Source organism: uncultured Brachybacterium sp., from assembly GCF_947500705.1.
Taxonomy (GTDB): Bacteria; Actinomycetota; Actinomycetes; order Actinomycetales; family Dermabacteraceae; genus Brachybacterium.
Window position 1 is genome coordinate 502,429 of sequence record NZ_CANMSY010000003.1, and the last position, 26,577, is coordinate 529,005.

Annotated in this window: 25 protein-coding genes; 15 read left to right on the forward strand and 10 right to left on the reverse strand. The window is 70.9% G+C overall.

Annotated elements, in window-relative coordinates; genetic code table 11:
* Position 1: 1 nt before the first annotated feature.
* Entirely contained in the window at positions 2-982 is a 981-nt protein-coding gene (locus Q0937_RS08380; RefSeq protein WP_299302226.1) for an exodeoxyribonuclease III, read from the reverse strand.
* Positions 983-1,022: 40 nt separating this feature from the next.
* Positions 1,023-2,090 carry an LLM class flavin-dependent oxidoreductase gene (locus Q0937_RS08385; protein WP_299302229.1) on the reverse strand — a complete coding sequence of 356 codons (1,068 nt, stop codon included), beginning with the start codon at positions 2,088-2,090 and terminating at the stop codon, positions 1,023-1,025.
* A 268-nt stretch (positions 2,091-2,358) separates the two neighbouring features.
* On the opposite strand from Q0937_RS08385, the gene Q0937_RS08390 reads away from it, so the two are divergent.
* Positions 2,359-3,975 carry a BCCT family transporter gene (locus Q0937_RS08390; RefSeq protein ID WP_299302232.1) on the forward strand — a complete coding sequence of 539 codons (1,617 nt, stop codon included), beginning with the start codon at positions 2,359-2,361 and terminating at the stop codon, positions 3,973-3,975.
* Positions 3,976-4,015: 40 nt separating this feature from the next.
* Here the strand turns inward: Q0937_RS08390 and Q0937_RS08395 are convergent, their stop codons facing one another.
* Together Q0937_RS08395 and Q0937_RS08400 are read right to left on the reverse strand one after the other, a co-directional pair.
* Complete coding sequence (locus Q0937_RS08395) at positions 4,016-4,537, reverse strand: ferritin (RefSeq protein WP_299302235.1); 522 nt, start codon at positions 4,535-4,537, stop codon at positions 4,016-4,018.
* A gap of 150 nt (positions 4,538-4,687) precedes the next feature.
* Positions 4,688-5,791 (reverse strand): LacI family DNA-binding transcriptional regulator, encoded by a 1,104-nt coding sequence (locus tag Q0937_RS08400; protein WP_299302237.1) that lies wholly within the window; start codon positions 5,789-5,791, stop codon positions 4,688-4,690.
* Positions 5,792-6,348: 557 nt separating this feature from the next.
* Here Q0937_RS08400 and Q0937_RS08405 point away from each other — a divergent pair.
* The 4 genes from Q0937_RS08405 to Q0937_RS08420 all read left to right on the forward strand — a co-directional run bounded on the left by Q0937_RS08405 (position 6,349) and on the right by Q0937_RS08420 (position 10,862).
* A complete protein-coding gene (locus Q0937_RS08405; RefSeq protein WP_299302240.1) occupies positions 6,349-7,374 on the forward strand; it encodes a carbohydrate ABC transporter permease in 1,026 nt (341 codons plus the stop codon).
* On the forward strand, positions 7,371-8,276 hold the full coding sequence (locus Q0937_RS08410; protein WP_299302243.1) for a carbohydrate ABC transporter permease: 906 nt from the start codon (positions 7,371-7,373) through the stop codon (positions 8,274-8,276). The genes Q0937_RS08405 and Q0937_RS08410 overlap by 4 nt, the downstream gene beginning before the upstream one ends.
* Positions 8,277-8,529: 253 nt before the next feature.
* Positions 8,530-9,924, forward strand: coding sequence for an ABC transporter substrate-binding protein (locus Q0937_RS08415; RefSeq protein ID WP_299302246.1), 1,395 nt, complete (start codon positions 8,530-8,532; stop codon positions 9,922-9,924).
* Between the two features lie 179 nt (positions 9,925-10,103).
* The gene (locus Q0937_RS08420; protein WP_299302248.1) at positions 10,104-10,862 is read left to right on the forward strand and encodes a glycerophosphodiester phosphodiesterase family protein; all 759 of its coding nucleotides are present in this window, start codon (positions 10,104-10,106) and stop codon (positions 10,860-10,862) included.
* Between the two features lie 73 nt (positions 10,863-10,935).
* On the opposite strand, the gene Q0937_RS08425 is transcribed toward Q0937_RS08420, so the two are convergent.
* Positions 10,936-11,544, reverse strand: coding sequence for a hypothetical protein (locus Q0937_RS08425; RefSeq protein WP_299302251.1), 609 nt, complete (start codon positions 11,542-11,544; stop codon positions 10,936-10,938).
* 239 nt (positions 11,545-11,783) lie between these two features.
* Between Q0937_RS08425 and Q0937_RS08430 the strand changes: the two genes are divergently transcribed.
* The 5 genes from Q0937_RS08430 to Q0937_RS08450 all read left to right on the forward strand — a co-directional run bounded on the left by Q0937_RS08430 (position 11,784) and on the right by Q0937_RS08450 (position 16,500).
* Positions 11,784-12,524, forward strand: coding sequence for a glycerophosphodiester phosphodiesterase family protein (locus tag Q0937_RS08430; protein WP_299302254.1), 741 nt, complete (start codon positions 11,784-11,786; stop codon positions 12,522-12,524).
* 146 nt (positions 12,525-12,670) lie between these two features.
* Positions 12,671-13,072, forward strand: a complete 402-nt coding sequence (locus Q0937_RS08435) for a hypothetical protein (protein WP_299302257.1) — start codon at positions 12,671-12,673, stop codon at positions 13,070-13,072.
* 12 nt (positions 13,073-13,084) lie between these two features.
* Positions 13,085-13,297 carry a helix-turn-helix transcriptional regulator gene (locus Q0937_RS08440; protein WP_299302260.1) on the forward strand — a complete coding sequence of 71 codons (213 nt, stop codon included), beginning with the start codon at positions 13,085-13,087 and terminating at the stop codon, positions 13,295-13,297.
* 305 nt (positions 13,298-13,602) lie between these two features.
* A complete protein-coding gene (gene gdhA / locus Q0937_RS08445) occupies positions 13,603-14,946 on the forward strand; it encodes an NADP-specific glutamate dehydrogenase (protein ID WP_299302263.1) in 1,344 nt (447 codons plus the stop codon).
* A gap of 210 nt (positions 14,947-15,156) precedes the next feature.
* Positions 15,157-16,500 carry a hypothetical protein gene (locus Q0937_RS08450; protein ID WP_299302266.1) on the forward strand — a complete coding sequence of 448 codons (1,344 nt, stop codon included), beginning with the start codon at positions 15,157-15,159 and terminating at the stop codon, positions 16,498-16,500.
* 26 nt (positions 16,501-16,526) lie between these two features.
* On the opposite strand, the gene Q0937_RS08455 is transcribed toward Q0937_RS08450, so the two are convergent.
* On the reverse strand, positions 16,527-18,131 hold the full coding sequence (locus tag Q0937_RS08455; RefSeq protein ID WP_299302269.1) for a DUF4232 domain-containing protein: 1,605 nt from the start codon (positions 18,129-18,131) through the stop codon (positions 16,527-16,529).
* A gap of 124 nt (positions 18,132-18,255) precedes the next feature.
* Positions 18,256-18,834, reverse strand: a complete 579-nt coding sequence (locus tag Q0937_RS08460; RefSeq protein ID WP_299302272.1) for a maleylpyruvate isomerase family mycothiol-dependent enzyme — start codon at positions 18,832-18,834, stop codon at positions 18,256-18,258.
* A gap of 108 nt (positions 18,835-18,942) precedes the next feature.
* Between Q0937_RS08460 and Q0937_RS08465 the strand changes: the two genes are divergently transcribed.
* Positions 18,943-19,761: a helix-turn-helix domain-containing protein gene (locus Q0937_RS08465; protein ID WP_299302275.1), complete on the forward strand. Its 819-nt coding sequence runs from the start codon at positions 18,943-18,945 to the stop codon at positions 19,759-19,761.
* Between the two features lie 21 nt (positions 19,762-19,782).
* On the opposite strand, the gene Q0937_RS08470 is transcribed toward Q0937_RS08465, so the two are convergent.
* Both Q0937_RS08470 and Q0937_RS08475 read right to left on the reverse strand, forming a co-directional pair.
* Complete coding sequence (locus Q0937_RS08470; RefSeq protein WP_299302278.1) at positions 19,783-20,571, reverse strand: fructosamine kinase family protein; 789 nt, start codon at positions 20,569-20,571, stop codon at positions 19,783-19,785.
* A 138-nt stretch (positions 20,572-20,709) separates the two neighbouring features.
* Positions 20,710-21,858 carry a phosphotransferase family protein gene (locus Q0937_RS08475; RefSeq protein ID WP_299302281.1) on the reverse strand — a complete coding sequence of 383 codons (1,149 nt, stop codon included), beginning with the start codon at positions 21,856-21,858 and terminating at the stop codon, positions 20,710-20,712.
* A gap of 162 nt (positions 21,859-22,020) precedes the next feature.
* On the opposite strand from Q0937_RS08475, the gene Q0937_RS08480 reads away from it, so the two are divergent.
* Positions 22,021-22,947 carry a sulfite exporter TauE/SafE family protein gene (locus tag Q0937_RS08480; protein ID WP_299302283.1) on the forward strand — a complete coding sequence of 309 codons (927 nt, stop codon included), beginning with the start codon at positions 22,021-22,023 and terminating at the stop codon, positions 22,945-22,947.
* Between the two features lie 56 nt (positions 22,948-23,003).
* On the forward strand, positions 23,004-23,618 hold the full coding sequence (locus Q0937_RS08485; RefSeq protein WP_299302286.1) for a GNAT family N-acetyltransferase: 615 nt from the start codon (positions 23,004-23,006) through the stop codon (positions 23,616-23,618).
* A gap of 35 nt (positions 23,619-23,653) precedes the next feature.
* Here Q0937_RS08485 and hutG read toward each other — a convergent pair whose 3' ends face one another.
* Positions 23,654-24,715 (reverse strand): formimidoylglutamase, encoded by a 1,062-nt coding sequence (gene hutG, locus Q0937_RS08490; protein ID WP_299302289.1) that lies wholly within the window; start codon positions 24,713-24,715, stop codon positions 23,654-23,656.
* 178 nt (positions 24,716-24,893) lie between these two features.
* Here hutG and Q0937_RS08495 point away from each other — a divergent pair, with 178 nt between their 5' ends.
* Positions 24,894-25,736 (forward strand): formate/nitrite transporter family protein, encoded by an 843-nt coding sequence (locus Q0937_RS08495; protein ID WP_299302292.1) that lies wholly within the window; start codon positions 24,894-24,896, stop codon positions 25,734-25,736.
* A 52-nt stretch (positions 25,737-25,788) separates the two neighbouring features.
* Positions 25,789-26,562 (forward strand): IclR family transcriptional regulator, encoded by a 774-nt coding sequence (locus Q0937_RS08500; RefSeq protein ID WP_299302295.1) that lies wholly within the window; start codon positions 25,789-25,791, stop codon positions 26,560-26,562.
* Positions 26,563-26,577: the final 15 nt, after the last annotated feature.

Sequence of the window (26,577 nt, forward strand, 5' to 3'; positions counted from 1 at the left end):
ATCACGGCCAGTCGTAGTCGACGACCACCGGTGAGTGGTCCGAGAGCCGGATGCCGTGATGGTCCCGGTCCACCTCCGCGCGGTGGGCGGAACGTGCGAGGCGGGGCGTGGCGAGGTGGTAGTCCAGGCGCCAGCCCGCATCCTTCGCGAACGACTGTCCGAGCCATGACCACCACGAATAGGGGCCGTCCTGTTCCGGGTGCAGATGCCGGACCACGTCCATGAGCGTGCGCGGGGAGAGCTGCTGCCCGAACCACTCGCGCTCCTCGGGGAGGAACCCGTCGCTGTGCTGATTGCGGCGCCACGCCGCGAGGTCCTGCCGAGTGTGGGCGATGTTCAGATCGCCCATCAGCAGGTACTCGCGACCGGTCGCCGCGGCCGCGCGCCGGGTACGCACCAGGTAGCGGGAGAACGCCGCCATGAAGCCCATCTTCCGGGCATAGCGTGCACCGCCGTCGGGCGCCTCGCGCATCCGCTCGGGCCGCTGCAGATCGGCGGGCAGGCCGCCCTTGGGCAGGTAGAGGCAGGCGATCGTCAGCGGTGCGTCCGCGAGATCCACCTCGAGATAGCGGCCCTCGGCCGCGAAGCGCCCCAGGCCCCGTGCGAGGGGGACCCGGTCGGGAGCGGGGACGGCGATGAGGGCAGCTGCGGCAGGGGAGCTTGCGGCGGCCGGCATCCCGCTCACCGCGGCGCCGCCGGCCGACATCGCTGACGGCGTGCCCGCCAGCGCGGTCCCGCTCCAGGTGCGGATCGCCGCCGGAGGCCGACGGGTCAGCACGGCGACCCCGTTGCGTCCCGGGAGCGTGCCGGTGTCGAGGGCGACGTGATAGTCGCCGAAGGCGCCCGCGGGGATCTTGTCGGCCTGTGCCCGGACCTCCTGCAGCGCGACCACGTCGCATCCCCGCACGGCCAGCCAGTCCTCGAACCCCCGTCGCTGTGCGGCGCGGATCCCGTTGATGTTGGCCGTGGCGATGCGGAGCATGCCCTCGAGGCTACGTGCTGGTCAGAGCGACTGCGCGCCCTCAGACGATCTGGTCGCCCTGCACCGGTCCCTCCGTATTGGGCTTCCAGCCGAGCGCAGGAGCGACGTGCGTCGCGAAGCTCTCGAGGATGTGGAGGTTCAGCTCGACCCCTGCCTGCGAGGGAATGGTGAGCAGCAGGGTGTCCGCGGACTGCACGGCGGCGTCGGCTTTCAGCTGCTCGATCAGCTGATCCGGCTCGCCCGTGTAGGAGCGGCCGAAGGTCGAGCGGGTGCCGTCGATGATGCCGATCTGGTCGGAGTCCTCGCCCGGCCGCATGCCGAAGAGCTGCCGGTCCTGCTCGGTGACGATCGGGAAGACGCTGCGGGAGACGGAGACCCGCGGGGTGTGCGCGTGTCCGGCCTCCTTGAAGGCCTCGCGGTAGACGTCGATCTGCTCCGCCTGGAGATCGCCGAAGGAGGCGCCCGTGGCTTCGGTGAGCAGGGTCGAGCTCATGAGGTTCAGTCCCTGGGTGCCGGTGCGCTCGGCCGTCCCGCGGGAACCTGCGCCCCACCAGATGTGCTGGAAGAGGTCCGGGGACTGCGGCTCGATGCGCAGCGGGGCATGCGGTGCGGCATCGGACATATAGGGCTGCGCAGCCGCCCGGGTCATCGGGTGGCCCTGGATGGCCTGCAGGAACACCTCGAACTTCGACATGGCGATGTCAGCGCCGCGTGGATCCGTGGAGCCGGTGTAGCCGAAGGACTCCCAGCCGCGGTCCGCCGCCTCGGGGGCGCCGCGGGAGATGCCGAGCGCCACCCGGCCATCGGCGAGGAGGTCCAGAGCTGCGGCCTCCTCCGCGAGGTACAGAGGGTTCTCATAGCGCATGTCGATCACGCCGGTGCCCACCTCGATGCGCTGGGTGCGCGCTGCGACCGCCCCGAGCAGCGGCATCGGCGAGGCGGATTGCCTGGCGTAGTGGTGCACGCGGAAGTACGCGCCGTTGACGCCCATCTCGTCCGCGCCGACGGAGATGTCGATCGCATCGTGGAGCATCTGGCGGGCGCTGAGGCCGCCCTGGGCGGGGTTGCCGCCGTAATGGCCGAAACTGAGGAATCCGAAGGCACGCATGGCCCCACCATACTAGATGGTTGAGTATTTAACTAGCGCCTCACTCGGTGCTGCGGCCTCGTGCCCCGCACGAGATCTGCACCCCACATCTCGCCCCCGTGGAGGGGTTGCGCCCGTCGGCCGCGTACTGTGAACCGCTCTGCGCGCACGGGCTCCTCCCTGCCGTCCCGGGCGTTGCGCCTGACGTCTGGGGACCTGGCGATGCCGACCACTCGACGCCCCGTGGCTCACGCCGCCGCCCCCAGATCCTCGACGAACGGACCGCGCCATGACGCTGGACGACCCTGCCGAACTGCGCCCGGAGCACACCTCCGACTCCTCCGCCGCGCGCCGTGCTCGCCGTGAGGCCGAGCGCTTCGCGACCGGCCCGCATCTGCCCGGACGCCGCCTGAACAGCGTGTTCTGGGTATCGGTGACGCTCATCGTCGCCATCCTCGCGGCGGGTGCCGTCTTCCCGGTGCAGATGAACGCCGCCGCCGGCGCAGCGATGCGCTGGGTGACCGCCACCAGCGGCTGGTCCCTGCTGATGATCCCGCTGGGGCTCATCGGCCTGCTGCTCGTGATCGCGCTGAGCCCGTTCGGGCGCATCCGTCTGGGGCCCGACGACTCCCGGCCCGAGTACCCCACCCTGGCCTGGATCGCGATGCTCCTGGGCGCGGTGATGGGCATCGGGATGATCACCTACGGCGTCGCCGAACCGGTATCCCACCTGGTCCGGCCGCCGCACGGCCTCACCGAGGCGGGCAGCCGCGAGGCGGTCGTGGACGCGATGCGCTTCACCTTCCTGGACTGGGGCCTGCAGGCCTGGGCCGTCTTCGCCATCTTCGGTCTCGCCATCGGCTATTCCACCCATCGGCTCGGGAACAAGGGCCTGGTCTCACCGATCCTGCGGCCGCTGATCGGTCGCCATGCCGACGGCGGAATCGGCAAGACCGTCGACGTGCTGGTGGTCCTGTCCACGCTGTTCGGCACCACGACCTCCCTCGGCCTCGGCGCGGCGCAGATCAGTCAGGGTCTGAGCCTCATCACCGGGACCGATCTGACCTCCACCGGAGTGCAGATCATCGTGATCGCACTGCTCACCGTGCTGTTCACCGCCTCCGCCCTGAGCGGCATCGGCCGCGGCATCCGCCACCTGAGCCAGGCGACGATGGTGATCGCTGCGGCCCTGCTGGTCTTCGTGCTGCTCACGGGTCCGACGAGCTGGCTCATCTCGCTGTTCCTGCGCTCGCTGGGCGGCTACCTCGGCGACTTCGTCGAGATCAGCCTGCTGCTGCCGCTGGAGGGCGGGGACCTCGAGTGGATGCAGGGATGGACCTACTTCATGATGGCGTGGTGGATCTCCTGGGGCGCCTTCGTCGGCGTCTTCCTGGCCCGCATCTCCCGGGGCCGCACCATCCGACAGTTCGTCCTGGTCGTCCTCGGCGTGCCGAGCCTGGTGTTCTCCCTCTGGTTCACGGCGTTCGGCGGGTCGGCGATGTTCATGGACCTCGAGCGCGGAACCGCCATCGGCCAGGCCGCCTCGGAGGACGTCAACACCGCGTTCTTCGCCCTGCTCGAAGAGCTGCCGCTGACCGGTATCACCTCGGTGGTGGCCGTGATCCTGGTGGTGCTCTACTTCATCACCGGCGCGGACTCGAACACCTACGTGCTCGGGGTCATCTCCTCGGACGGCCGCATGGAACCAGGACGCCCCGTGATGCTCATGTGGGGCCTGCTGACCGGTGCGACCGCCGTTGTGCTGATGTACGCCGGTGGCCTCGAGGCGCTGCAGACCGCCGTGATGCTCTCGGCCGCCCCGTTCATCATCGTCATCCTGGCGCTGGGCGTCTCGCTGGTGATGATGCTGCGGCGCGATCCGCTGATCACGCAAGGAGCGCCCTGAGCGAACTCGCTCATGGCGCTCGGGAAGCTCGGGCGTCCCGTCAGCTCTCGTCGGCCTCGGTGGACTCGGCGGGGCGCCGGCCGAGCTCGGAGTCCAGCCGCAGCAGGCCGGAGCCGTCGGCGCCGCTCCGCCTCAAGCGCCCGATGATCTCGGAGACGGTCGCCTCCTCCTCGATCTGCTCGTCCACGAACCAGTTCAGCAGCGGGCGGGAGTCGTAGTCGCCCTCCTTGTCTGCGCTGCGGTACAGCTCGCGGATCGACTCGGAGACCTTCTGCTCGTGGGCGAGCGCGGCCTCGAAGATCTCATGCACCGAGAGCCCGGGTGCCACTGCGGGGGCTGCGATGGCGCCGATCGCGGCGTGGTTGCCGCGGTCCGAGACGTGCTGGATGAACTTGTTGGCGTGGACGATCTCCTCGTCCGCCTGGTGGCGCAGCCACGCGGCGATGCCGGAGAGGTCCTGCTCATCCGCCTCGATGGCGAGCTGGCGGTAGGTGATCGAGGCCGCGAACTCGAGGGTGATCTGGTCCTGGAACTTCTTCTCTAGGTCATCGCTCATCTTCATGGCCTCGACAGTAGCCCCCTCGATCCCGCTTGTCACACATGGAAAGGCTAGCCTGAACTGCAGAGATGGAGTTCGCGGCGGCGTGTCTGACCAACGGTGAGGCACCGCGCCGGGCTCCTCGCATCCGGCGCGGGACCGTCCGGGACGCGGTCAGCCGCGCAGCTGCTCGGGCACCGCTGACAGGGTGCGGCCGGGCACGAAATCTCCCGCCACGACCGTGTGCCGGGGTGCTGGGCGCCCGAGGTCCGGCCGCTCACCGTCGCCATCGACGTCCTGGTCGCCGCCCCCTGGGAGGCCTGGCGGCGGGCCTTCCGGATTGTCCTGAGCCCGCGCCAGCAGCTCCTCCATCCGGGCCACCGCCTGCCGGGCGAGGTCCTCGACCGGCAGGCGCATCGTCGCCAGCCCCAGCAGGTCCAGCCCGTCGCCGAGCCCGTCGAAGCCCACGGTGCTGACCTCCTCGGGGATCCGCACACCCCGGGCGGCGGCGGCGCGCATCAGCTCCAGGGCGACGTAGTCCACCGGGCAGACGATGCAGCTGAGCGCCTCGTCCCGGGCCATGTCCAGTGCGCGGGCCACACCCTTCTCCACCGGGAGAAGATCGACCGGGACCGTGATGATGCCCAGTTCCCCGCCGCGCTGGACCAGGCTGCGTATGCGCAGGTCGAACACCCGCGAGTAGAGCAGCGGCGCGGTGAGCACAGCGATCCGACGGTGACCGAGGGCACCGATCTGCTCTGCCATCACCCGGCCGTGCACACGCTCGTCGTAGCTCACCGACTCGATCTGCGGGTGATCATTGGGGCGGCCGAGGATCATCATCGGCGTCGCAGTGACGGTCTCGACGAGATCCTCCGCCGCGGTCACCCCCGTGCCCACGAAGGCTCCGGCGACCCGCTGACCGATCAGCCGGTTCAGGCCCTCGACCTCCGCCGTGCCGTAGTCGTGCCGGAAGGCGGTGACCGAGATCAGGGTGCGGCCGACGGCTTCGACCGCGCGATTCATCTCCGCATGGAGGTGGCCGTAGGCGGGGTTGGTAGCGTCGCGGATCAGCAGCCCGAGCTGCCTCCCGTGACGCATCGCGAGCCCACTGGCGACGAGGTTGTGCACATAGCCCAGCCGTCGGGCCGCGTCATGCACCTGGATCATCGCGTCGGCGGACACCCGTTCCCCGCCGTTCTGGAACACCCGGGAGACGGTCGAGCGGGAGACGCCGGCGGTGCGCGCGACGTCTTCCATCGTGGGTGGTCGAGGCATCTGCGATGCTCCCTTGACAGTGGGGCGGTGGTTCCGAGCTGTTCGCACGAGCTCGCGCGAGCGGTGCGGGAGGCTTGGGCGCACGATAGACCAGCGGATGACGCCCACCAGGTCGAGTGGATGACGGGCCGGTGAAGTCCGAGTTCGTGGTCGATCGACCAGAACCCGCCACCGGGGAACACTTGCCGACGGCCGGATGAACATCGGATGGACCCGGCCCTGCGAATCGGGCGGAGGGGGTGGGAAGCCAGCTGCCAGCGCCTCGTGGGAGCGCTCCCACCTGCGGTGACAGCCCCTGTTCATATGCGGTTCACCTGCGCCGATGCCATCTGGCGAGATCGGCGGGCGATGCCTAGCGTCAGTGCTGTCGATGACGCCGGAGCGGCAGCCAGCCGCCTGCCGCGTCACGTTCTGCCGTCCGTGTTCCCACCGTGGACGGCACCCCGGACCGCTCGGTCCGACTGTCGGCCGCCGCTTTGCGGAGCGCCGCCGAGACTGCCATCCGCACCGCGTCGGCCCCCGGGCCGCCCCTCGATCAGGAAGCTGGGAGCGCTCCCATGACAACCATCGTCCGCTCATCTCGCCCGGGCCAGCAGGCCACGGCCGAGGACGACACGCAGGGTGCGCCTGCGGACCCCGCTGGGTCCGTCGGCCGTGCGCCGCTGGCGCGCAGCGAGCAGCGCCGGCGCTCACCACAGCGTCGCCGCCGGGTGCGCCGAGATGCCCTGCTCTTCGGCGCCCTGATCGCCCCGAACCTCATCGCGATCATCGTCTTCTCCTACTACCCGGCGCTCTACAACATCGGGCTGAGCTTCTTCGAGTGGGACTTCGTGGCCCCGGCCCCCGAGTGGGTGGGGGTGGAGAACTACACCAGCCTGTTCACCGATCCGAGCTTCGGCCAGATCATGAAGAACACGGCGATCTTCACCGGGGTGAGCGTGATCGGCTCGCTCGTCCTGGGCCTGCTGCTTGGAAGCCTGCTGGCCACGAAGCTGCCGCTGACCGGGTTCGCGCAGACCATGGCCTTCGCCCCGCACATGCTCCCCGGCGCGGCCGTGGGCATCCTGTGGCTGTTCATGTTCGATCCGAACTACGGCCTCTCGCGCTGGGCGTTCTCCCTGTTCGGCGCCGACTCCCCGGCCTGGACCACCACCTCGGACTGGTCGCTGTGGGCGATCACCATCGCCTACACCTGGCAACGGCTCGGATTCGTCACCGTCATCTGCTACACCGCGATCCTCGACCTGCCCAAGGACCTCTACGAGGCCGCAGCTCTGGACGGTGCGCACGGCTGGAAGCTGTTCCGCCACCTCACGCTGCCGCTGCTGAGCCCGATCACGTTCTTCCTCTCGATCACGGGCATCATCTCCGCCGCTCAGGCCTTCGACATCATCTCGATCATGACCAGCGGCGGCCCCGGAACCTCCTCGAGCACCCTGAGCTGGATGGTCTACGAGGAGGCCTTCCAGAAGTTCGACATCGGCAACGCCTCGGCCGCCGCCACCGTGCTGCTGGTGCTGCTGCTGATCATCACGTACGTGCAGGTCCGCTACGGCGACAAGAAGGTGAACTACGACTCATGAGCACTCTGACCGTCGACAAGGACCAGATCGCCGAGGCTGGCAGCTCCACCCCGCGCAACAAGGGGCGGAACCGCGGACCCCGCCGTCCGGCGTGGAAGACCGGCCTGCTGTTCGCCGGCGTCCTCGCCACCATCGCCGTCTTCTTCGTCCCGCTGTACTGGCTGTTCTCCTCCGCGCTGAAGCCGCACCAGGACATATACACCTGGCCGCTGACCTGGATCCCGCGCGAGCTGACCTTCTCGAACTTCGCCGAGGCCTGGAACAGCGCTCCCTTCGACCGCTTCTTCCTCAACTCGATCATCACCACCGGCGTGGGCACCTTCCTGGAGATCACGCTCGCGATCCTGTGCGCCTACGCCTTCGTGTTCGTCGACTTCAAGTTCAAGAAGATCGCGTTCGTGCTGATCATCGGCTCGCTGATGCTGCCGGGTCACGTCACCCTGATCGTCAACTACATCACCGTGGCGAACCTGGGCTGGCTGAACACCTACGCCGGCCTGATCCTGCCGGGCATCGCCAGCGCCTTCGCGATGTTCCTGCTCTTCCAGTACATGCGGACCATCGACAAGGACATCCTGCAGGCCGCGGAGATCGACGGCGCCGGGCACCTCCGCCGGATGCTGACCATCGTGACGCCGCTGTCCAGTCCGATGATCCTCACCGCCACGCTGATCGTGATGGTCGGCAAGTGGAACGAATACGTCTGGCCGCTGATCGTCACCTCCACCGCGGACATGCGCACCCTGCCCATCGGCCTGCTCTTCCTGCGCAGCCAGGAGGGCTACAGCAACTGGGGCGTGATCATGGCTGGCGCCGTGTTCGTCTCCCTGCCGATGCTGATCCTCTTCTTCCTCGCCCAGAAGCGCATCATCGGCGGCCTCGCCGCCGGCGCCATGAAGTGAGCCCGACGGTGCGGGGCAGTCATCCCGCAGCCTCGCACCCCACCCGGTCCCCCTGCCCCGCAGGCCGGACCCCACCAGCTCCGGGCCCCGGCCCGGGCGGGTGCCGGCGTGCGCATCCCGCACGCGGCCCGCACCTCGTCCCGCGGGACGAGACCCGCCAGACCCCTCGCCAGACCCCTCGCCAGACCCCGACCGACCCCCAGACCGACCCCACCCGGTGACCCCACCGCACCACTCCCAAGGAGCGATTCGCATGTCTCGCAGCCCCTTCAGCCTCTCCCGTCGCGGCCTGCTGACCGCCATGGGCCTCGGTGCCGGCGCGGCCGGCCTCGCCGCCTGCGGCGCCCCCGCCGGCGGCGGCGACGCCGCGGAGAGCAACCTCCGTGGCGGCTTCGCCCAGGCGGACCTCACCGTCCCCGCCGAGTACGAGGGCCGCACCCCGATCCTGTTCTGGGCGCCCTTCACCGGCAACAACTACGAGGTGCTCTCGGCGCAGTTCACCGCGTTCAACGAGTCCCAGGACGAGATCGTCGCGATCGCGGAGTCTGTCGGCTCCTACGCCGATCTGACCCAGAAGTTCACCGCCTCCCTCCAGGCCCGCACCGTGCCGGACATCGTGTGCTTCCCCGAGATGCAGTGGCTGCAGTTCTACCAGTCCGACGCCCTGGCCCCGCTGGACGGCTACTTCGACGACGAGTGGAACCTGGACGTCTACATCCAGAACTATGTCGCTGAGGGCAGGGCGGCCGGGGAGACCTTCACCGTCCCCTTCGCTCGCTCGACCCCGCTGTTCTACTACAACAAGACCCGCTACATCGAGGCCGGCCTGCCCGAGGAGGGCCCCGAGACCTGGGAGGATCTCGCGGCCTTCGCGCCCGAGCTCGCGAAGATCGAGGTCGAGGGCCGTCCGCTGTCCGCGATCGCCTTCGGCCCCGACGCCTGGCACGGCCAGGCCGACATCTGGGGCTTCGGCGGCGCGAACGCCAGCCGGGACTTCGAGGTCACCATCAATGATGAGAAGGGCGTGGAGTGGCTCGAGTGGATGCGCAAGTTCATCCACGAGGACGGCTACGGCTACCTCGCCCAGGCCTCCGGCACCGACTTCGCCTCCGGCCTCGCCGCCGGCTGGCGCGGCTCCACCGCCTCGCTGACCGGTCAGACCAAGGCCACCGAGGGGCTCTTCGAGATCGGCACCGCCTACATGCTGTCCAAGGAGGGCGAGCAGAAGCAGGTCCCCACCGGCGGGTCCGGGCTGCAGATGGTGCGCACCGAGTCGCAGGAGCGTCAGGATGCCTGCGCCGAGCTGTTTCGCTTCCTCGCACAGCCGGAGATGTCCGCCGACTGGCACATCGGCACCGGCTATGTGCCGATCGTCCAGGCCGCGCAGGAGACCCAGGGCGTCAAGGATCTGGTCGCCGAGAACCCGAACTACCTGGTCGCCCTGAACCAGCTCGAGAACGCGCGCACCGCCGACTACACCAACTGGAACGCGGGTGCGGTCACCGAGATCGGCGCCGCCATGGGCCAGGTATTCGGTGACAACGCGGAGGCGAAGACGGTGCTCGACGCCCTCGCCCCGACCCTCCAGGAGACCCTGGACGACAACCGCGAGGACTACGAGGCCGTGCAGTTCGAGGGTTGGAACTGATCCTCGCTTCAGCTGCTGCAGTCACTGCAGTCACCGCAGACCTTGCAGTTCCCGCATGACTCCGCGGCCCCAGGTGCACGCCACCCGGGGCCGCGGCCACCGGGCCGCCGGGCCACGGACGGCCAGGGCGACGAGCCCGCATCGAAGGGCCACGAGCCCGTACCGAGGAGAACCAGACCATGACCACCCAGCAGCCTGAGATCGTCGGCCACCGTGGCGCCGCCGCCGTGGAGCCCGAGAACACGGTCCTGTCCTTCCGGCGCGGAGTCGCCGAGGGCTCCCAGTGGCTCGAGTGCGATGTGCACCTCAGTGCCGACGGCCAGGACGTGATCATCCACGACGCGACCTTGGACCGCACCGCGCAGCCGGACTCGCCGCTGCGCACCGGCGCGGTCGCCGACCTCACCCGTGACCAGCTGGACCGGGTGCTGGTGGGCAAGGACGAGCGCATCCCCAGCCTCTCCCAGGTGCTCGATGCGGCGGTGCGCGAGGACGGCACCCGGGTGCCGCTGCTGGTGGAGATCAAGGCCCCCGCCGCCGCGGACCTCGTGGTGCAGATCCTCCTGCAGCACTTCGACGAGGCCGCCTGGCTGGACCCGGCAGGCGCCCCCGCCGTCGTGCTCTCCTTCCACGAGGAGCCGCTGCGCCGCACCGCCGAGCTCGCCCCGCAGATCCCGCTGATGCGCACCACCACGGCCACCTCCGCCGAATGGTGGGAGTCCTGCCGTCAGCTGCAGGTCTCGCATGTGGGAGTGCGGATCGCCGATGCCCGTCAGGCTGACGTCGAGCGGGCCGCAGAGCTGGGCGCGACGCTGAATCTGTGGACCGCGCGTGCCGACGAGGAGCTCGAGCGTGCCCTCGAGCTCGGCTGCGACACGATCACGGTGGATGACCCCGCCTGGGCGTTCGCGCTGATGGCGCAGCGCGTCGCTGTCTGAACTGCGCCTACCGGGGTGCTGCTCACGCCTGCCTGGGCCGCTCCGCCGCGGAGGTGGAGCGCCGCGGCGGGGATCAGCTCGCGTTCTCGACCTCGATCTCCAGCCCGGCATCGGCGGGGCCGACGGTGACCAGCCACAGGTGCTCGACGCCCTCGTCGGCATAGGCGATGCACTCGGCGTCGTAGTCCGCGACACCGGTGTCCACGCCGTCACCGCACTCGACGTCGAGGCTCATCTCCTCCGGGCCGCGGTTCTCGGCCTCGGCCTCGAGCAGGGCCGCGAGCTCCTCGGCGCTGAGCACCTTGGTGTCATGCCCGAAACCCCAGCTCCCCTCGAAGAGGTTCTCATCCGTCGCGTCACCGTCATCCGTGCCGTCGTCGGGCTCGTCGGCCTCCGGATCGTCGCTGGTCCCGCCGCCTCCGTCGCTCGACTCCGGTGCGGGCTCCGTGGACTGTTCGGAGGTCGGAGCGGCCTCGGTCGTCTCTCCGCCGGGTTCCCCGGCCGGCTCCTCGGTGCCGGCGCCTCCGCACCCGGCGATGAGGGCCGCCGCGGCGGCGATGCCCGCGAGGGGTGACAGGAGCCGTCGGCACCCTCTCCCTCGCACCGTGCGGGACGCGCGCGAACGGCCCTCCAGGCCGATGCATGCTGCGCTCGGCGTGCTCTCGTTTCCGTTCCTGGCCATCGGGATCCCCTTCCCGGGCGGTCTGCCCGGTCGGTGCCCGCCCGGTCCGACGGACATCGCACCCCGTGTCGGAGTGCAGGGGAACAGTGTGGCGCAGGCCATCCTGGTCGTCCAGGGTTCCGCCGTATGCCGCCCTCGACGGCGCTGCGGCACCTCCAGCGTCTGCCCGTCCGCGTCCGTCCCGTGCAGTCCTCTCTTGTTCAGTTCCCTCCCGTCGGCCCCAATCTCCCAGGAGTGTCATGACCCCGCAGTCCGTCCCCTCCCTGCCGCAGCGTCCCGCCATCGTGGGCCACCGCGGCGCCTCCGCCCATGCCCCCGAGAACACGCTGCTCGCGTTCCGGAGGGCGATCGAGGATGGCGCCCAGCTGCTCGAGTGTGATGTGCACCTGAGCGCCGACGGGCAGGTGGTGGTGATGCACGACGAGACCATCGACCGCACCGCGGCCGAGGACTCCCCGCTGCGCACCGGGGCGATCGGTGAGCTCACGAGGGCCGAGCTGGACACCGTGGTGCTGGATGAGGGGGAGCGCGTCCCCTCCCTCGCGGAGCTGCTGGAGATGACCACCGTCCCCGTCTTCATCGAGGTCAAGGTCGCCGCAGCAGCGACGGCGGTCGCCGCGCTGCTGTGCGCCCTGCCTGCCGGCTCCCCGGCCGCCGCCTCCACCGTCATCTCCTTCCACGCCGACGCCCTCGCGGAGATCCGTCGCGGCTCCGAGGTCGCCGTCTCGTATCTCGTGGGGCAGATCGATGAGCAGGCGATCATCACCGCGCGCGAGCTCGGGGCGGCAGGGATCGGCCCGGCGATCGCCGGTCTCAGCCTCCGCGCCGCGGAGGCCGTGCACGAGGCGGGGCTGACGCTGAATCCCTGGACGGTCAACTCCGTCACGCAGCTCGATGTCGCTCTCGCCTGCGGCGTGGACACGATCACCACCGATGACCCTGCCTGGCTGCAGCGGGAGCTCGACGTCCGCCTGGGATGAGGACATCGGCGGTTCGCCGCCTCCTCCGGCTGCGGAAGGGCCATGCGCGACGGGTCAAGATCGCGTGACCTGTGAAGTCGAGAAGCTTTGACATTTTCTGTCAAGAACCCTTGACTCATATGTCAAGGACCTCTTACATTTGGGGCATGACGACAACGACCCGCACCCCCGCCGCCCGCACCCGCGCGCACCGCGCCTTCGCCGTCCGTTTCGCCGTGGGCATGGCGCTCTACCTCATCGGCCTCTTCCTCGCCTATCTCGCCCAGGGGGCAGGCTTCCCCGCCTGGATCCCGGCGCTCCTGGTGGTGCCGGCCATAGTTCTCATGGCCTGGTCGAACATCAGCATGTACCGCAGCGGGGACGAGTTCGAGCGCCGCAAGATCGCCGAAGCCGTGATGCTCGCCTTCGTGGTCTCCACCGGACTGATCCTCGCCGTCGGTTTCTTGCAGTTCTTCCTGCTGCCGGAGATGAACTGGATCTTCGCCTTCTCGATCCTGATGCTCTCGTGGCTCGTGGGCACCGTCGTCTCCGCCGTCCGTTACCGCTGAGAGGAGTTGGTCATGCGCAACGACCTCAAGGCCCGCCGCGCTGAGCGCCGCTGGTCCCAGGCCGAGCTCGGCAAGGCCCTCGGCGTCTCCCGGCAGACGGTGATCGCCATCGAGAACGACAAGTACGACCCCTCGCTCCCGCTCGCGTTCAAGCTCGCCGCCCTCTTCGAGTGCCCGATCGAGGAGATCTTCGTGCCCGACGAGGAGGGGCCCATAGCCTCCTGAGCCGCGTCCCCGTGGTGCCCCGCCACCCGCGCCCGGTGCCTATGCGTTCTCCTGCATATGTTTGGGCGTGGGTCGCTGCAACCGGTGCCCGACGATCACGCCCGGCTCTTCGGCTGTGACCTGCGCGACAATGCCTCTGGGTGTGTTCTCCCAGGTGCATGGGCATGACAGACGCCTGCATGTTCACGCACCGAACGCTCAGTGCCGCTTCGGGCCCGCGCCGCGTACCCTGGGCGACGCCGTGACCTCCGCTTCCGCGGAGCCCCCGTGAATCGGGAGCCCCCGGGCCCCCTGAAAGGACCGCGATGCTCGACTCGACGCTCCAGAACACATTCGATCAGGTGCTCCGCCGCAACCCCGGCGAACCCGAGTTCCACCAGGCAGTCCGGGAGGTGTTCGAGTCGCTGGAGGTCGTCCAGTCCCGTCACCCCGAGTACCAGGACCACAGCATCCTGATGCGTCTGAGCGAGCCCGAGCGCCAGATCATCTTCCGTGTCCCCTGGGTCGATGACCAGGGCGTCGTGCAGGTCAACCGCGGCTTCCGCGTCGAGTACAACTCCGCGCTGGGCCCCTACAAGGGCGGCCTGCGGTTCCACCCCTCCGTGAACCTCGGCATCGTGAAGTTCCTCGGCTTCGAGCAGATCTTCAAGAACTCCCTGACCGGCCTGCCCATCGGCGGCGGCAAGGGCGGCTCCGACTTCAACCCGGCCGGCCGCAGCGACGGCGAGGTCATGCGCTTCTGCCAGTCCTTCATGACCGAGCTGCACCGCCACATGGGCGAGTACACCGACGTCCCCGCCGGTGACATCGGTGTGGGCCCGCGCGAGATCGGCTACCTCTTCGGCCAGTACAAGCGCCTGACCAACCGCTACGAGGCGGGCGTGCTCACTGGCAAGGGACTGGACTGGGGCGGCTCCCTCGTGCGCAAGGAGGCCACCGGCTACGGCGCGGCCATCTTCGCCGACGAGATGCTCAAGGCTCGCGGCTCCTCCTTCGACGGCCGCCGCGTCTCCGTCTCCGGCTCGGGCAATGTCGCGCTCTACGCGATCGAGAAGGCGAAGCAGCTGGGCGGCATCCCGGTCACCGCCTCGGACTCCTCCGGCTATGTGGTCGACGAGAACGGGATCGACCTCGAGCTCCTCCAGCAGATCAAGGAGGTCGAGCGCGGCCGCATCACCGACTACGCGGACCGTCGCGGCAGCGGCGCTCGCTTCGTCGCCGGCGGCAGCGTCTGGGACGTCCCGGTGGACATCGCCCTGCCCAGCGCCACCCAGAACGAGCTCGACATCGCCGCCGCCCGCACCCTGGTCAAGAACGGCGTGCTCGCGGTGTCCGAGGGCGCGAACATGCCCTCCACGCCGGAAGCTGTCAGCGTGTTCCGCGAGGCCGAGGTGGCCTTCGGTCCCGGCAAGGCGGCGAACGCCGGCGGCGTCGCCACCTCCGCCCTGGAGATGCAGCAGAACGCGAGCCGCGACGCCTGGAGCTTCGAGCACACCGAGCAGCGCCTCACCCAGATCATGAAGGGCATCCACGCCACCTGCCTGGAGACCGCCGACGAGTTCGGGCGCCCCGGCGACTATGCACTGGGTGCCAATGTCGCCGGCTTCCGCAAGGTGGCCGACGCGATGATCGCCTTCGGCGTGATCTGAGCCGATCGCCCTGCGCACCGGCCGCTCGCCGGTGCGCACCTGGGCCCTTCGAGTGGTCGACCCGTCTCCGTGCGGGTCGTCCGCTCGAGGGGCCTTTGTCGTGCGTCGGCCAGATCTCCTGCTCGGAGGAGCGCAGCTGCAGTGACTCAGCTCACCGGTCCTGTGATGGGAATGATTATCATCAACTGATAGTTTCCTGTCATGAACCTGATGAGAACCATTGTCATGAAGCGGCGGGCCGTCGCCCTGCTGGGCGTCGGAGTGCTCGCTCTCTCCGCCTGTGGAGGCGGCGAGGGCGGAGGGGGCAGCGGCAGCAGCGGGGCCTCGGACGCGGGGGGAGCCGAAGCGGCACCGGCCTCGGACCGCACCGAGGTCGGTGCGCTCACCCCACGCATCGTGCTCGCCCACGAGGGCGGGGTGACCACGCTCGATTCCGCTGACGGCGCCACGCTCGGCACCGCCGAGGTCGAGGGCTACGTGCGCCTGAACCCGGCAGGGGACGGCCGGCACGTGGCCGTCAGCGCCTCCGATGCGATCACCATGTACGACACCGGCCTGCTCGCCCAGGGCCATGGCGACCACTTCCACTACTACGTCCAGGATCCTGCTCTCACCGGCCTCGCGATCGAGGCCCCGATGCCGGGCCACGTGGTCCCGCACGGGGACCGCACTGCGCTGTTCGCCGACGGCACCGGCGCGATCACCCTCCTCGACCCCCTGGCGCTCGCCGAGGGTGACCTCGGGGTGCTCGAGGAGACGGTCACCGAGAGCCCGCACCACGGGGTGGCGGTGCCGCTGTCCGACGGGGGGCTGCTCCTCACGCAGGGCACCGAGGACGCGCGCAGCACGGTCCAGGTGCTCGACGCCGACGGTGAGGTCACCGCCGAGACCACCGACTGCCCGGGAGTGCACGGCGAGGCTGCCGCACTGCCCACCGCGTCCGGGGACGTGATCAGTCTGGGCTGCGAGAACGGCTCCGTGATCTACCGCGACGGCGAGTTCCACAAGGTCGCGATCGAGGGTGACTACCAGCGCTCGGGCAACCAGAAGGGCCATGCGGACTCACCCATCGTGCTCGCGGACCACAAGGTCGAGGCGGAGCCGGAGGGCGGCATCGAGCGCCCGACGGAGATCGCGCTGATCGACACCCGCGACGCGACCCAGAAGATCGTGGACCTGGGCTCGGAGTACTGGTTCCGCTCCCTGGATCGCGGACCGAACGGTGAGGCGCTGGTGCTCACCACGGAGGGCGAGCTGAACATCCTGGATCCGGAGACCGGCGAGATGCTCCATGAGGTGCCGGTGACGGGGGAGTGGGCCGAGCCCGAGCAGTGGCAGGAGGCCGCCCCGATGATGGCCGTCGCCGACGGCACCGCCTTCGTGGTCGATCCTGCCGCGAAGAAGCTGGTCATGGTCGATGTCGCCAGCGGAGAGAGCTACCGCGAGCTCGAGCTGCCCGTCGTCCCGCACGAGATCCAGGTGACCACCGGCACCGCCTCCGGTGAGTACGAGATCGCGCCCGGAACTGACGACCACGAGGGCCACGACCACTGAACCCGCGACCACTGAACCCGCGACCGTCAGCCCTCCGGGCTCGGTGACGCCTCCCACGAGCCGATCTCGATCACGGCCCCGCCCTCCACCCCGGCCTGCAGGTCGAAGGGGGCGGGGCCGGGGTCGTCCCCGGACGAGGTCGGGAGGAAGCTGACCGTCACCGGCACCTCCAGCGCGTCGGTGCGCACGGTGAGGGTCTGCGGGGTCTCCTGATCAGCGGCGGTGCGGTACCCGGGCCAGTACAGGCGCGAGCGGGCGGAGCTGCTCGGGGCGAGACCGATGCCGTCGGCCCTCTCCACCGCGGGCTCGAGGTGCGCGAGCGGCTCGGGCCGCAGGTCGATCTCCTCACCGCCCTGGGTCAGCATCAGCTCCGGCACTCCGCGCAGCGCGCAGCTCGTGGCACCGACGTTGGTGGCCCGCAGGGTGGCGACGGAGTTCCCGATGAGGCCGTCCCACCCCTCGGTGCCCAGCTGCAGGGACTGCGACCGACACGGCGGCAGCCCGGCCGCGTCGATCTCGGACACGGCGGTGGGAGCAGCGGTGCCGGCGAGGGCGGGGGCGGAGGGCACACGGTCGCCGGCGGCCCCTGACGACCCCTCGGCGCTGATGTCCGGGGTGCCTTCGATTCCAGGTGCTCCGGAGTCGCCGGCTCCGGTCTCGTTCCCGGTCCCGGTCTCTTTCCCGGTCTCGGAGCCGGATGCTCCGGCATACTTCCAGGCGTCGGCTGACGGGGCATCCACCGGCCGGGCGGCGAGCACGGAGGCCACCAGGATCGCCGCGAGAGCTGCGGAGGTGAGGAGGACGCTCAAGCGCCGACGGGGACTCGCCGCTGTGCCGGCGTCCGCTGCTGCTGCTTCCTCCGCTGCGGCGTTACGTGCCGTGTCGGGTGGGGGGCCGGTGGCAGGGGCCTGAGCGGCGGCATCGGCCCGCGGAACATCCTGCGTGCGGGGGAGGAGCCGGCCCATGAGGGCGCTCCCTGCCAGGAGCACGAAGGCCAGGACCACCGCTCCGAGCCAGGGGGAGCCGAGCAGCAGGACGGCGGCGAGGAGACCCGGCGGATGGAATGCCAGCACCCCGCCGACGAGTGCCGGCGCCATGACTCCGAGGCCCGCTGACAGGTAGGCGGTCCGGTCGCTCTCGGCCCCGGGTCGCTGCCATCGCCAGGCGGTGAGGGTCGCGAGCAGCAGCGCGAGCAGCGCCACGGCCAGGCCGACGGGGCGGGACACCGCCAGGGCCAACCAGAGGGCGCCCCACAGCATCACCGCGGCGAGGAGCATCGGGGCGATCAGCCGGAGCAGAGCACGGCGCGATCCCTCCCGGCGGGGCACTGCCTGCCGCGGCAGGGCGACGCTGCAGAGCGCCGCTCCGAGCAGGGTCGTGAGTCCCGCGCCCGCTGCGACCCGCAGGTAGTGGCCTCGCGCGTCGGCCCAGAGATCTGTGCAGGTGGTGTCATTGCAGTCCCATGCCCACTCCGGCGAGTCTCCGAGGCGGCTCGCCCAGAGCCCGACCACGAGCAGCACCACGATCCCGGCGAGCACCAGCGCGGCGGCGAGGACACCGACGGCCGGAGGCCGGAGCCCGTAGGCGCGGCGCACATCGCGTGCGCGGGGCGGAGCGAGGGTGCGGGACACGCTCGCACGCTAGCCGAGGCTCAGCCCGCCTCCCGGCCGATCACCCAGACCTGCACCGTTCGCGCACGGGCTCTGCACCCCTGCCGCCGCAGGGACCGTCCTGTCGCCAGGTGCAGCGGTCGGCTCAGCTGCTGCGGCCCATGCGGGCCAGGACCCGGGCCTGCTCGTCGGCCCCGGGCGCGACCGGCAGCGCGTGAGAGAAGATCCCGGGCGCGTAGGCGTGCTCGCCCCAGCCGTCCACGGCGGCGTCGATCAGAGCGATCTCCTGCGGGGTGAACCGCTCGTCGAGGCCCTGTGAGCGCGCGATGTCCCAGCGGTGCACGATCAGATCGAAGCCGTAGAACTCGATCAGGGCAGCGCCCAGGGTCGAGGGTCCGAAGGCGCTGTCGTAGGGCTGCTCGGCGACGGCGGGTTCGGCGAGGAGAGCCTCGACCTCGCCGTGGTGCACCACCCAGGCGTGGGCGGGGTCGCTCTCGGTGCCGCTCCTCAGCGCGTGGCCACGAGCGGCGAGGAACTCACGCTGTGTGGACAGGACATGCTCGAGCACGTCGCGCGCCGACCAGCCCGTGCACGGGCTGGGGGCGTCCCAGTCCGCCACGGCGTCCACGACGGCGGTGAACGGTTGCGCGCGGTCCCGGAAGGCAGCATCGGGCGAGGCCGGGGCAGGAGGCTGGATGTCTGGGGTCTGCTGGTCGATGGTCATGGGTGCTCCTCGGATGGGCGCGGTGGGGAGCTCCCACCGGTGCCGACGAGAGTACGGAGCGGGAGATCGCGCGTCTTGAACATTTCCGACACGGCTACTGTTCTCCGCATGGTCATGGAGCCCGACGACACCGACAGCATCGGGCGCGCCCATCTGCAGGACCCTGCGGAGCGCACGCACACCATCGCTCGCCGCCCGCCCTCGGATCACCTGCGCGCGTGGATCCGTCGCTACTGGATCCCGGTATGGGACGTCCCGGAGGGAGAGACCTCCGAGCAGACCGTGCTCCAGTACCCGGTGTGCCTGTCCATCACGACCCCCGCGTACTCCCGGTTCGTCGGCCCCCACCCCGGAGTGTCGAGGACCGTGCTCGAGGGGAGGTCCTGGGGGTTCGGGACGATGTTCGCGCCCGCCGCCGGGGCGAAGTTGTTCGGCCAGCCGGTGCGGGACCTGGCCGGCAGCTGGTGCGACCTCGACGAGGTGTCCGCCTTCGCGGGCCTGACGGGCCCCGTGCGCACGCTGATGGCGCAGGCGCCCGAGGACCCTGAGATCCATGCGCGGTGCTGCGCCCTGCTCGAAGACCGCATCGCACGGCTCGGCGCCCCGGACGAGGAGGACCTGCTGATCAACGACGTGGTCGACCTGGTCGAGCAGGACCACGGCCTGCTCACGGTGGCGCAGCTGAGCGAACGCATGAGTATCGGTGAGCGCACTCTGCAGCGGCTCACCGTGCGACGCCTCGGGCTCACCCCGCTCTGGCTGATCCGCCGACGCAGGCTCCACGATGCCTCGGCCGGGCTGCGCAGCGTCCAGTCGTTCGCCGATCTCGCGATCCGGCTCGGCTACGCCGACCAGGCCCATTTCAGTCGGGACTTCCGCGCCTCGACCGGCCTCACCCCCGGCGAGTTCGCCGCCCGCTGGAGATGACCCCGGGGTCTGCCCCGGAGCTCAGAATCCCAGTCGCTCCGCCCGGGCGATGATCGCCTCGGCCGTCGCGACGGTCTGGTCCACGTACGCCTCGCCGAAGAGCTTCACATGGGCGAGCAGTCCGAAGAACAGGTGGGCGGGGAGGTCCAGCTCCCAGCCGCCGGGCAGGGGGTGCTCGGCCTCGTAGCCCTCGAAGATCTCCTCGAGGTGGGGCGTGTCGAACAGGGACAGCATCGCGAGATCCTCGAGCCGGTGCCCGCCGTGGGCGGCGGGATCGATCAGGGTCGCCCCGTCGGCGGTCCACAGCAGATTGCCCGACCACAGGTCGCCGTGGACCCGCGCCGGCTGCTCGGTGCCCTGCCCGCTGATGCCGTCGAAGGCGCCGTCGGCGATCACATCGATCGCCTCATCGACGGTGTCGTGGCCGTCGGCGCCGAGCACACGGGTCACCGCATCGGCGAGGGGGCGCAGGCGGTCCTCGGCCCAGTAGTCCACGAAATCCGTGCGCGACGCGGTCTCGACCGCGAAGGGGCTCTCCAGAGGACCGAAGAAGGCGGGATCAGCTGGGGTCCAGCCGAAGGCCTCCGCGCCGGCGTCGTGCAGGCGGGCGAGTCCACGGCCCAGCTCGCGGGCGGCCTCGGGGGTCGGCGGGACAGGGTCCAGACGCTCCAGGTGCAGCGCGTCCTTCTCCTCCGCGAGCACGTGGACCACCGGCACCACCTGGGGTTCTGCGAGCCAGCGCAGTCCGGCTGCCTCGGCCGCCACGTAGCCCTTGGGCGCATTCTCGGCATGCTTCACGAAGTCACTCATGGGGCCACCGTACGCAGGGCCTCCACCGAAAGCGCCACCAGGGGTGTCGCGAGGCACGGCCGGGAGCGTGCGAGCGGTCGCCGGGACGGCCCCGTCGGCCCTTTTCTCCGGCATCCCCTCGGGTCCTGCTGTCCCGCCTCAGACGGCGATGCCGAGCGTCGCGGCGAGGGTGCGCCGCAGCGTCGGCAGCACTCGTGCATGCGTGGAGCGGGTCGAAGCGCGGGAGGCGACATGCACGAGCATCGCACTGCGCTCGTAGGCGGTCCAGGCCCGCATCCGCCGGCGCAGGGAGGCCACATCGGACACGGAGGCGGGCAGCTCCCCGCGCTCGCCGCGTGCCCGGACATAGGCCCGGACGAAGTCATCCACCTGCTCCTCGGCCAGCGGCACGTACCAGGGCCCGCCGTGCACGGCGCCGCCCAGGTTCGCCAGGTCACGGGCAGGATCATCGCCCTGCGCCCATTCGAAGTCGATGTACTGCACCCCCGGTGCCCCGGTGGCCTGGTCGATGCCGTGCCAGAGGATGTTCGTGGCGCAGAGGTCGCCGTGGGCCAGGACGAAGCCGTCCAGCTGCGCGATCTCACCGTCGACGGCGGCGACCTCCGCGCGGGCGGCCTCGAGCAGGGGGCCGATCCCGTGCTCCTGGATCGCGGCGCCATGGGCCAGCTGCCAGGATTCGATCTCCGCCTCGACCTCGGGCAGCAGATGCTGAGGCCCCGGGGCCACCGCCGCCCACGGGTCCGTGCCCAGCGACACCGGCCCGCGGCCCGGAGCGGGAACGGCATGGAGCAGCGCGAGATGCCCGGCGTGGGCCTGCAGATGCGCACCCGTCCAGGTCGCGGGGGAGGCGGCGGTCCCCGGGATCTCGGAGGTCACCACATACGGATGGCCGATCGGGCTGGTGGCGGGATCGTCGTGGACGGCGATCGGCTCCGGACCCACCTCCGCGGGGAGCAGGGTCAGCGCCGCGATCTCATGGGCCAGATCCTGGTGCAGCTCCGCCGGGGTGACGTGCGGGATCCGCACGATCACCGGGGCGTTCTGCTGCGGGATGACCCGCCAGGCGGCGAAGCGCTCGCCGACGCCCGCGAGCGTGACCCGGGCCTGCCCCGACAGCGAGGCCGGCAGCACCGACTTGTGCAGGCCGGGCAGGCGCAGGGGGGAGGCGTCCTCGCGCAGGGGGAGCACCAGCGTGCCCTCGCGCCACGCCTCCGCCAGCAGCTCGCCCATCGCGGTGGAGGCGGGATCCAGCAGTGTGGAGGGCGGTTCAGGCTGGTCGGGGACCATCGGGCTCCTCGTGGTCGGTGCCATCATCCTACCGGCGGCAGGGGCGGTCTAGCATGGTCAGGCACCCCTGGGGACCTGCCGGGTTCGGGTGCCTGACCGTCTGGGGGCCTCGCCGTCCGGGCTCGTCGGCCCGCCGCTCCGTCTCTCGCAAGGACATCGCTCATGGAACTCGCCCTGCTCGCGGTCGTCGTGGGCGTCGGCGTGGGGATCGTGGTCGGGGCGCTCGGCGCCGGCGGCGGCATCCTCGCGGTGCCGGTGCTGGTGTTCCTGCTGGGAATGCCGACGCATGCTGCGACCGCATCGAGCCTGATCATCGTGCTGATCACCGCGCTGTTCAGCCTTCCCCACCACGCCCGGCACGGGAACGTGCAGTGGAACAACGGGCTGGTGTTCGCGGGAGTCTCGGTGGTCGGTGCGGTCGTCGGCAGCCGGCTGTCCGCGCTGGTGCCCGGACAGGTGCTGCTCACCCTGTTCGGGGTGATGCTGGTGGGCGTCGCGCTCGCGATGCTGCGCCGGGCGCTGCGCACCCGCCGTTCCGAGCGCGCCGAGGCCGCCGCTCACGGCTCCGCCGCGGCGCAGGAGACCGAGGAGCCGGTGGCGACCCACGACGACCCGGTGCTGGACCAGCCCGGCCCGGACACCGTCGAGACCGCGGACGGGATCCATCACTTCCACGGCGAGCCCGAGCTGCCGCTGCTGCCCGCGCCGTCGCCCGCCCCCAAGATGCTGGTGGTGGTCGCGGCCGCGACCCTCACCGGCTTCCTGACCGGATTCTTCGGCGTGGGGGGTGGATTCATCGTGGTGCCGATGCTGGTGATCGCCCTGGGCCTGGCGATGCGCCACGCCTCCGGAACCAGCCTGCTGGTGATGGTCATCGCGACCTCCACGAGCCTGCTCGCCCGGCTCGGCACCGACGTGCAGATCGACTGGACGGTCACGCTGATCTTCGCCGCCGGCTCCGCGGTGGGAGGGATTCTCGGCGGCCCGCTCTCGGCGAAGGCCCGTCCCTCCACGCTCACGCTGCTGTTCTCGATGCTGCTCGGCGGCGTGGCTGCGGTGACGCTGGTGCAGACCCTGCTGCTGAGCTGAGCTGGCCCGGCGGGGGAGCACGCGAGGGCCAGGCGCCGAGGCGGATACTGGAGGGCATGCCCGACACCCCCGCGCCGCACCGGCGCCCGCCCGCGCAGCGACAGCCCGTCTCTCCCCTCCAGGTCACCCTGACCCTCCTCGCCTCCGAGGACGCCCCCGTGCTCGCGGAGCTCGAGACCCGCAATCGAGAGCAGCTGATGGCCGGCGCTCCGGCCCGGGCGGAGGACTGGTTCACCGAGGCCGGACAGCGCACCGCGATCTCCCACGCCGTCGCCGACCGCGAGGCCGGGGGCGGCCTCCCGTTCACCATCCGGCTCGAGGAGGACGGCGCGACGAGGATCGTGGGCCGGCTCAACCTCTCGACCATCATCCGCGGTGCCTTCGACTCGGCCTCGCTCGGCTACTGGGTCGACACCGCCGTCACCGGCCGCGGTGTCGCCACCGCCGCGGTGCACAGCGCGATCGCGGTGGCCTTCGGCGGGTTGGGCCTGCACCGGCTCCAGGCCGAGGTGAAGGTCGGCAACGACGCCTCGGTGCGCGTGCTCGAGCGCTGCGGCTTCACCGAGTACGGCCTGGCCCGGGACTATCTCCGGCTCGGCGGGGACTGGGCGGACTGCCGCCTGTTCCAGCTGGTCGACCCGCACTGGCAGCCGGGTACGGAGCCCGCCTGATCCTCGCCCGGTCCGGCCCCGCGCAGCGGGGTCGGTCAGGATGACGGGTTCAGTGGCCCGGCAGCGACGGTGCGCACGGCGTCGTCGATCAGGCGGGCGGCGACGCGGGCGGTGCGATGGTCGATGTCCAGGGAGGGGTTCAGCTCCACCACGTCCAGCAGGGCGAGCTTCCCGCTGCCTGCAGCGGCGCGCACGGCCGCGGCGATCAGAGGCAGCGGCACCCCGTACGCGGCAGGTGCCGAGACACCCGGAGCCACGGCGGCCGGCAGCACGTCCAGATCGATGGTGAGGTAGAGGACGTCCAGCGCAGCGGTGAACTCCTCGACGAAGCGCGTGATCCCCTCGGCCCCGGCGGCGAGGCACTGCTCATCGGTCCACCACCGCACGCCGAGCTGCTCGGCCTTCGCCAGCAGCGCCCCCGTGTTGGAGGCCTCGGCGATCCCGAGCACCGCATAGGTGAGCCCCCGGCCGGCGGCCTGTTCGGCCACCGCCATCTGCGCGAAAGGGGTGCCGGAGGTGGGGCGCGGCTCCTCGCGCAGATCGAAGTGGGCATCGAGGTTCAGCACGCCCCAGCGCTGCCCCGCGCTGGGTCCGGTCCCGGAGCTGATCAGGCCGTTGTACGAGGACCAGGCCGTCTCGTGCCCGCCGCCGAGCACCACCGTCAGCCGCGATCCGGGACGGTCCAAGCCCCGTGCAGTGAGAGCCGCGGCGGTGTCCTGCCCTCCCTCGAGGTCCTCACCGATCGTCTCGGCGTCCCCGAGGTCGTGCAGGCCCAGCTCGCCCCGGGCGAGGGGGCCGTGCAGGGCCAGGGGGGACAGGGCACGGCGCAGCGCGGCCGGCCCGTCGGCCGCCCCGACCCGGCCCCGGTTGCGGCGCACACCTTCGTGGGAGCGGAAGCCGAGCAGCGCGACGTGGGGCTGCGCGGCATCTGGCTGCGTGGCGTCGGCCGAGGACTGCTCACCCTCCACCGACTGCACCGACTGCACCGACTGCACCGACTCCACCACCTGCACCGCCTGGTGCCAGCGCGCGTGGTCGGGCCCCTCGCCGTCGTGGCGCCCGCCCCAGGAAGGATCGCGAACGGGGAAGGTCGTCATCGTGGCTCCTCGGCGGCGCATCAGGGAGTAGGTTCACCCATCATGGCACCCGTCACGGGTGGACGGACCGCCTCACGACGAGGCCGGGTCCGGCCTACCGGACGCCGTCGAGCGGCAGCTCTGCGCCACCCGGCGCACTGCCCGCCCGATCCCTGCCGATCCGACCGAGGGAGACCCGATGACCCAGCGAGAACGGCATGGTGCGGCGCAGGAACGACGCCGGCTCGGCAGCAGCGACGAGCCCGTCGAGGACGCCCTGGCAGAGGAGTTCGAGAACACGGTCACCGAGGGTGCCCACCGCCTGAACCGCACCTGGCGGGCACTGGTGATCACCGGGCTGTTCGGCGGGATCGATGTGGGCCTGGGACTGCTGGCGATGCTCGCGGTGCTGGATGCGACGGGATCGAAGCTGCTGGGCGGCCTCGCCTTCGGCATCGGTCTGTATGCGCTGCGGCTCGCGCACTCGGAGCTCTTCACCGAGGATTTCCTGGTCCCGATCAACGCGATCGTCGCCGGGCACGGGACCTGGGGGCAGCTGCTGCGGCTGTGGGTGACGACCCTGATCACCAACCTCGTCGGAGGCTGGGCCTTCACCTGGGTCGTGGTCGCCGCCTTCCCGCAGTTCGACGACGAGCTGATCGAGGCGTCCACGAGCTACATGGAGAAGGGCCTGACCCTCGAGACGGCAGCGCTCGCTGTGCTCGCCGGTTTCACGATCACGCTGGTCACCCGCATGAACCAGGGCTCGAAGGAGGGCATCGCGACACTCGCGAACTCCCTCATCTCGGGGCTGCTGGTGGTGGGCCTGGGGATGCTCCACGGGGCGCTGAGCTCGGCGGTGATCTTCGGGGCGATGCACGCCGGCGCCGAGGACACCTACCTGCAGTGGCTGATCTGGTTCGCCTGGGTGATCCCGCTGAACATGGCCGGCGGCCTGGTGATGCTCACCCTCCCGCGCCTGGTGCGCACCTGGGAGCTGATCACCGAGGAGCGGGCCGCGCAGCGCTCCTCGTCGGACTGACCTCGCGCCTCCTGGGCCCGGACGGGCCCCTCGAGTGGCATCCTTGCGGATCATGGCACCCCCGAAAGTTCCGGCGGCCGACGCGACGCTGCGCCTGCTGACCTTCCTCGCCTCTCGCCGCTCCCCGGTCCCCGCCGCGCGGATCGCCGAGCAGCTCGCCCTGCCCCGCTCGCGCACCTATGACCTGCTGACCACCCTCGTGGAGCACGGCTACGTGATGCATCTGGAGCAGGAGCGGCTGTACGGGCTGGGTCCCGCGGCGTATGAGCTCTCCGGCGCCTACCTGCGCCAGGAGCCGCTGGTGAGGATCGGCAGGCGCGTCATCGAGTCGATGGTCGACGAGGTCGGCGAGTCGGGGCATCTCGCGGTGCTCCACGGCAGGGACGTGCTCTACATCGTGGAGGAGCGGGCCCGGAACCGGCCCAGCCTGGTCACCGACGTCGGGGTGAGGATCTCCGCCCACCTCACCGCGAGCGGCCGCGCGATCCTGGCCGAGCTCCCGCCGGCCCAGCTGAGGACGCTGTACGGGCACGCCGCCGACTTCACCTCGCGCACCGAGGTGCCCGGACCGTCCCGCCCGAAGGAGCTGCGCGAGCTGCTGGTCGAGGTGCGGCGCGAGGGCGTGGCCCGGGAGGCGGGGGAGGTCACCGAGGAGCTGGCCTCGGTCGCCGCGGTGGTGCGGGACCACGCGGGGTGGCCGGCCGCGGCAGTGGCACTGACCTTCGTCGAGCGGGCCACGGATGCGGCCCGCCGGGAGCACTGCGCGGCGGCGGTGCGCGATGCGGCCGACGAGATCAGCCGACGGCTGCGAGGCCGACGCGGCTGAGCAGCGGGACTGAGC

What these genes read in the sequence shown, in the direction of transcription:
- Q0937_RS08380 (WP_299302226.1), bottom strand. Translation starts at nt 982, where the DNA reads ATGCTCCGCATCGCCACGGCCAACATCAACGGGATCCGCGCCGCACAG.
- Q0937_RS08385 (WP_299302229.1), bottom strand. Translation starts at nt 2,090, where the DNA reads ATGCGTGCCTTCGGATTCCTCAGTTTCGGCCATTACGGCGGCAACCCC.
- Q0937_RS08390 (WP_299302232.1), top strand. Translation starts at nt 2,359, where the DNA reads ATGACGCTGGACGACCCTGCCGAACTGCGCCCGGAGCACACCTCCGAC.
- Q0937_RS08395 (WP_299302235.1), bottom strand. Translation starts at nt 4,537, where the DNA reads ATGAAGATGAGCGATGACCTAGAGAAGAAGTTCCAGGACCAGATCACC.
- Q0937_RS08400 (WP_299302237.1), bottom strand. Translation starts at nt 5,791, where the DNA reads ATGCCTCGACCACCCACGATGGAAGACGTCGCGCGCACCGCCGGCGTC.
- Q0937_RS08405 (WP_299302240.1), top strand. Translation starts at nt 6,349, where the DNA reads ATGACAACCATCGTCCGCTCATCTCGCCCGGGCCAGCAGGCCACGGCC.
- Q0937_RS08410 (WP_299302243.1), top strand. Translation starts at nt 7,371, where the DNA reads ATGAGCACTCTGACCGTCGACAAGGACCAGATCGCCGAGGCTGGCAGC.
- Q0937_RS08415 (WP_299302246.1), top strand. Translation starts at nt 8,530, where the DNA reads ATGTCTCGCAGCCCCTTCAGCCTCTCCCGTCGCGGCCTGCTGACCGCC.
- Q0937_RS08420 (WP_299302248.1), top strand. Translation starts at nt 10,104, where the DNA reads ATGACCACCCAGCAGCCTGAGATCGTCGGCCACCGTGGCGCCGCCGCC.
- Q0937_RS08425 (WP_299302251.1), bottom strand. Translation starts at nt 11,544, where the DNA reads ATGGCCAGGAACGGAAACGAGAGCACGCCGAGCGCAGCATGCATCGGC.
- Q0937_RS08430 (WP_299302254.1), top strand. Translation starts at nt 11,784, where the DNA reads ATGACCCCGCAGTCCGTCCCCTCCCTGCCGCAGCGTCCCGCCATCGTG.
- Q0937_RS08435 (WP_299302257.1), top strand. Translation starts at nt 12,671, where the DNA reads ATGACGACAACGACCCGCACCCCCGCCGCCCGCACCCGCGCGCACCGC.
- Q0937_RS08440 (WP_299302260.1), top strand. Translation starts at nt 13,085, where the DNA reads ATGCGCAACGACCTCAAGGCCCGCCGCGCTGAGCGCCGCTGGTCCCAG.
- gdhA (WP_299302263.1), top strand. Translation starts at nt 13,603, where the DNA reads ATGCTCGACTCGACGCTCCAGAACACATTCGATCAGGTGCTCCGCCGC.
- Q0937_RS08450 (WP_299302266.1), top strand. Translation starts at nt 15,157, where the DNA reads ATGAGAACCATTGTCATGAAGCGGCGGGCCGTCGCCCTGCTGGGCGTC.
- Q0937_RS08460 (WP_299302272.1), bottom strand. Translation starts at nt 18,834, where the DNA reads ATGACCATCGACCAGCAGACCCCAGACATCCAGCCTCCTGCCCCGGCC.
- Q0937_RS08465 (WP_299302275.1), top strand. Translation starts at nt 18,943, where the DNA reads ATGGTCATGGAGCCCGACGACACCGACAGCATCGGGCGCGCCCATCTG.
- Q0937_RS08470 (WP_299302278.1), bottom strand. Translation starts at nt 20,571, where the DNA reads ATGAGTGACTTCGTGAAGCATGCCGAGAATGCGCCCAAGGGCTACGTG.
- Q0937_RS08475 (WP_299302281.1), bottom strand. Translation starts at nt 21,858, where the DNA reads ATGGTCCCCGACCAGCCTGAACCGCCCTCCACACTGCTGGATCCCGCC.
- Q0937_RS08480 (WP_299302283.1), top strand. Translation starts at nt 22,021, where the DNA reads ATGGAACTCGCCCTGCTCGCGGTCGTCGTGGGCGTCGGCGTGGGGATC.
- Q0937_RS08485 (WP_299302286.1), top strand. Translation starts at nt 23,004, where the DNA reads ATGCCCGACACCCCCGCGCCGCACCGGCGCCCGCCCGCGCAGCGACAG.
- hutG (WP_299302289.1), bottom strand. Translation starts at nt 24,715, where the DNA reads ATGACGACCTTCCCCGTTCGCGATCCTTCCTGGGGCGGGCGCCACGAC.
- Q0937_RS08495 (WP_299302292.1), top strand. Translation starts at nt 24,894, where the DNA reads ATGACCCAGCGAGAACGGCATGGTGCGGCGCAGGAACGACGCCGGCTC.
- Q0937_RS08500 (WP_299302295.1), top strand. Translation starts at nt 25,789, where the DNA reads ATGGCACCCCCGAAAGTTCCGGCGGCCGACGCGACGCTGCGCCTGCTG.